The sequence below is a fragment of the Cyanobium sp. LEGE 06143 genome, from assembly GCF_015207535.1.
Taxonomy (GTDB): Bacteria; Cyanobacteriota; Cyanobacteriia; order PCC-6307; family Cyanobiaceae; genus NIES-981.
The window spans coordinates 1-3,551 of sequence record NZ_JADEWP010000222.1; the positions used below are offsets into that span (position 1 = coordinate 1).

Below are 3,551 nucleotides of genomic sequence, written 5' to 3' on the forward strand. Positions count from 1 at the left end.
GGAGGCGATGAACCGGGCTCGGAGCGATGCCCATGTCCACAGACGTCCGTTCAGTCAGTGGCGACTCTAGGCAGCCGGGTGGGCAGGGGCAGGGCCCGTCCGCTCCGGCGCACTCCCGTCGCCCCTCAGGAGCTCGCGTCCTGATCGCTGGGTGGCCCCTGGGCATCAGGCGCCAAGGCTGGATCCGCGCCGCCCACGGAGATGSCCTGGGCGGGCTCCTCGTCAGCTGCCGCCATCAGCAGCAGCCGAACGCCCAGCACCAGAAAGCCCACTGAGGCGGCGAGCTGCAGGGTGTCGGTGGGAATCACGGCGGAGAGGGAGCCACCGGCCCCGGCACCCAGCAGGCTGGCCAGCACCAGGGCGCTGGAGCTGCCGGCAAACACCGCCCCGGGCCGCGGCGAGGTGCCGCTGATCGTGACAATCGCGAGCTGGGTCTTGTCGCCGAGTTCGGCCAGAAACACCGTGACAAACGTGGAGGCCAGCAGGGCAAGATCCATCGGGCTTCAGGAGAGGGGGGGCAGGCTCGGAGCGGGGGCCACCAGGTGGAGCACCGCCTGCCGGCCCAGCCACAACCCCAGGGCCACCATCAGCCCGCCGGCCAGCCGTTCCAGTTGCTGGGCCGGCATCACCCGGGCCAGCCAGCGCCCCAGCAGCACCCCCACGAGGCTGGAGCAGATCAGGGCCAGTGAGGCCCCCAGAAACACCTGCAGCGGGCGGCCCGACTGGGCCGAGAGCAGCAGGGCGGCCAGCTGGGTCTTGTCGCCGAGTTCGGCCAGGAACACGGTGGTGAAGGTGGTGATGAACGCCACCCCCCAGCTGCTCCGTTCGGCCGCTGGGTGAGCGCTGCCCAGGCTGTCGCTGCTCATGGCCGCCGCCGGATCGTCCGCAGAAATCGACGCATCACCTTGTCACGGCCCCCGTATTCCGAGCGGATCTGCTCCAGGCAACAGGCGATGGCCAGGGCACCAGGTTCGGCCTGGGCCGCGCCGTCAGCACCAGTCATCAGGCCACCGAAGAGGGGCACCAGGGTGCTGACGTGGCAGAAATCAGGCCGCTCCTCGTAAATCCGGCAACGACGCCCGCCCGTGTCGTAGTGGATGCACCAGCCATCGGCTCCCACCATGGAGAGGTAGCGGGTCTGCTGGTCTGGGCTGAGGGCGGCGATGGCCTCGGGCCGCAGGGCGGGATCGAGGCGGCAACAGGCGCCGCAGCCCTGAATGCATTGCCAGTGCCGCTGCTGCCGTGATGCCATGGCTTGCCTGAACGGGCATCGCCAACGGATTGGCCCCTGTCGACCCTATCCAAAGCGCCGCCATGCCGCCAGCCCGGCCAGAGCAGGCCCTGTGACAACCAGTCACAGCCTCCGAGGCGCCCTGAGAGATCAAGGGAGAGGCGACTAGAATCCCGCTCATTCCATATCCAGTGCCGGTTGCCATGGGCATCGACTTTCACCTGATTGCCAACTTCGGTGCCCTGGCTCTGATCACCCTGGCTGGCCCCGCCGTGATCTTCATCCTCTTCTACCGCCGCGGCGCCCTCTGAACGTCCTTCTTGGCTTCGCCGTCCAGGTCGGCGAGGGCGTGATAGATGGGCCTTGACTCCAGCCTCCGTCCTGCATAAGCCCCCAGCACGGCGCTGAGCAGGATCCCGAACAGCAGCTGCTGGTCACCGGCCAGCCGCAGCGAAAACAGCACGGTCATCATCGGCAGCTGGGTCGCACCGGCCAGCCCCGCGGCCATGCCGAGGGCCACGCCCACCTGGGCGCTGGATCCCAACAGGGCCAGCACACCGCTGCCGAACACCGCCCCGATGGTCAGGGCTGGATCGATCAGGCCGCCAGGCACCCCGGCCCCCAGGGCCAGAAGCGGGGCCAGCAACCGTGACGCCAGCACCAGCAGCCAGCCCATCTGGCCGAGTGGTGAGCCTGGAACAGGCAGCGGACCGCGSWMSACCWGSMGMTSRMCCNNAYCASGSYCTMCMMRWMRMYGCSGSTSCWRSSKMNCGMTSCYSAKCGSCRTNCAGGGYSARCSCKCMYCYSMSCGSYNGNCMCYWKYKCMRRRGCTGRMKGSGYMYYCSCSSWTGCNNCCAGCCGCNTGWCSWTSRKCRGNAGNCGKGMRWWCMGRCCGCYRMNNNGCAGGCYKSMGCSMRCCMCNGRTNCRGCWNCNNGKSCAGAGSSWGSNGCWKCCACTCCGGCATGTTGACGTCCAGCAGCCCCAGGGGGAACAGCGGAATGCCGCTGAGGTTGCTGATCAGGGCGGCTGCCGAGCAGGTCACCAGCGCAGGCCACACCAGTGAACTGCTGTAGCGGCCAACGAGCTCCTCCATCACGAACAGGGTGCCCATCAACGGGCTGTTGAAGCCCCCGGCCAGGCCGGCTCCAGCCCCGATCGCCATCAGGTCGCGGGTCGGTACCCCCTTGAACAGGCGCGGAAAGCGCCGCCGCAGAAACTCGGCCACAGCGGCACCGAGGTGCACTACGGGGCCCTCGCGCCCGAGGGGCATCAGCGCCAGGCTGGCGGCTGTCCAGAGCCCGATGCGTGCCACGGTGGGGCTGGCTCCCAGCAGCTTCTCGGCCCGCTCGGGATGCTCCAGGCTGCGAAGCGTCTGGGGGATGCCAGAGCCTGCGCCATGGGCCAGGCGCCGGGCCTGCAGGGCCAGCAGCAGGGGCATCACCAGCACGGGCGCCGCCGCAATGCCGATCGTGAGGGGCGTCCAGCCAGCTCCGGTGAAGGCCGGCAGTTTCTGCTGCAGGAAGGCCTGGGCCATGTCCACCAGATTCAGGGGCAGACAGGTCAGCCCCACGGCCACCCCCACCAGGAGCAACCGGGCCAGGCTGCCCAGGTCGTAGCGGTGCAGGGGCAGGCGGGACATCAGGCGGCGAGACCGAGGGCCAGGGCCGCATCCTGAAGCAGGGCGCGGAGATAGGGGTGTTCAGGCGTGCTGCTGCTGAGCAGTTCCTCCCCGGCGGCGTTGCGCACCACGACGCCATTCCCCTGGCGGCGGCACCAGTAGGAGCGCCCGCAGCGCTGCAGGCGCACCTCCCCCTGGCTCTCGGGGTCGCCGCAGCCCCTCAGGCCCACCAGTTCCAGTTGGAGCCGCTCCTGGCCCTGCCAGCGATCCAGCCGCAGCCGGTAGGCCACATCCACCCAGGCGGGCAGGTCGGCCGATCCCTGCCAGCGCCAGCCCATGGCGCGCAGGCTGCAGTCACCCTGACGCAGCTCCAGCTGCAGGTGGCCGCCCCGCAGCAGCTTCTGCTGGCTGACGCGGCAGGCCGAGCTCCAGTACACCGGCTGGGGATGGCCGATGCCGAAGGGCTCCAGCCGTTGCTGCTGGTGCAGGAAGTCGCGGTCGATCTGCTCCAGGTGCAGCAGCACCTCGGGTTCCACCGGGTGGCCGCCGCCCTGGACCTCCAGCCAGGCGCGGGCCAGGCCGTTGAGCCGCTCCTGCAGGGCCGCCACGTGCTCGGCGCGCACCGTGAAGCCCCCTGCTGCCGGGTGGCCGCCATGGCGCTCCAGCAGGTCGGCGCAGTGGCTGAGGGCCTGGTCCACGGC

General features: G+C 70.5%; 5 protein-coding genes and 2 pseudogenes. 1 reads left to right on the plus strand and 6 read right to left on the minus strand.

Annotated features, from left to right (window positions below; all coding sequences use genetic code 11):
• Positions 1-125: 125 nt before the first annotated feature.
• From IQ216_RS12590 to IQ216_RS12600, 3 genes are read right to left on the minus strand one after another with little or no spacing between them, the layout of a single operon-like run.
• Entirely contained in the window at positions 126-497 is a 372-nt protein-coding gene (locus IQ216_RS12590; protein ID WP_193815755.1) for a TMEM165/GDT1 family protein, read from the minus strand.
• A 6-nt stretch (positions 498-503) separates the two neighbouring features.
• A complete protein-coding gene (locus IQ216_RS12595) occupies positions 504-866 on the minus strand; it encodes a TMEM165/GDT1 family protein (protein WP_228007488.1) in 363 nt (120 codons plus the stop codon).
• Positions 863-1,252, minus strand: coding sequence for a YkgJ family cysteine cluster protein (locus tag IQ216_RS12600; protein WP_193815756.1), 390 nt, complete (start codon positions 1,250-1,252; stop codon positions 863-865). The genes IQ216_RS12595 and IQ216_RS12600 overlap by 4 nt, the downstream gene beginning before the upstream one ends.
• A 182-nt stretch (positions 1,253-1,434) precedes the next feature.
• Here IQ216_RS12600 and psb30 point away from each other — a divergent pair, with 182 nt between their 5' ends.
• Positions 1,435-1,542: a photosystem II reaction center protein Ycf12/Psb30 gene (psb30, locus tag IQ216_RS12605; RefSeq protein WP_006041509.1), complete on the plus strand. Its 108-nt coding sequence runs from the start codon at positions 1,435-1,437 to the stop codon at positions 1,540-1,542.
• On the opposite strand, the gene IQ216_RS12610 is transcribed toward psb30, so the two are convergent.
• The 3 genes and pseudogenes from IQ216_RS12610 to IQ216_RS12620 all read right to left on the minus strand — a co-directional run.
• Positions 1,521-1,907 carry a chloride channel protein gene (locus IQ216_RS12610; protein WP_228007489.1) on the minus strand — a complete coding sequence of 129 codons (387 nt, stop codon included), beginning with the start codon at positions 1,905-1,907 and terminating at the stop codon, positions 1,521-1,523. The two genes, psb30 and IQ216_RS12610, sit on opposite strands and share 22 nt — an antisense overlap.
• A gap of 388 nt (positions 1,908-2,295) precedes the next feature.
• Positions 2,296-2,871: pseudogene (locus IQ216_RS12615) on the minus strand (chloride channel protein); the annotation flags it as partial.
• A pseudogene (locus IQ216_RS12620) lies at positions 2,871-3,551 on the minus strand (single-stranded-DNA-specific exonuclease RecJ); the annotation flags it as partial. The pseudogenes IQ216_RS12620 and IQ216_RS12615, both read right to left, overlap by 1 nt.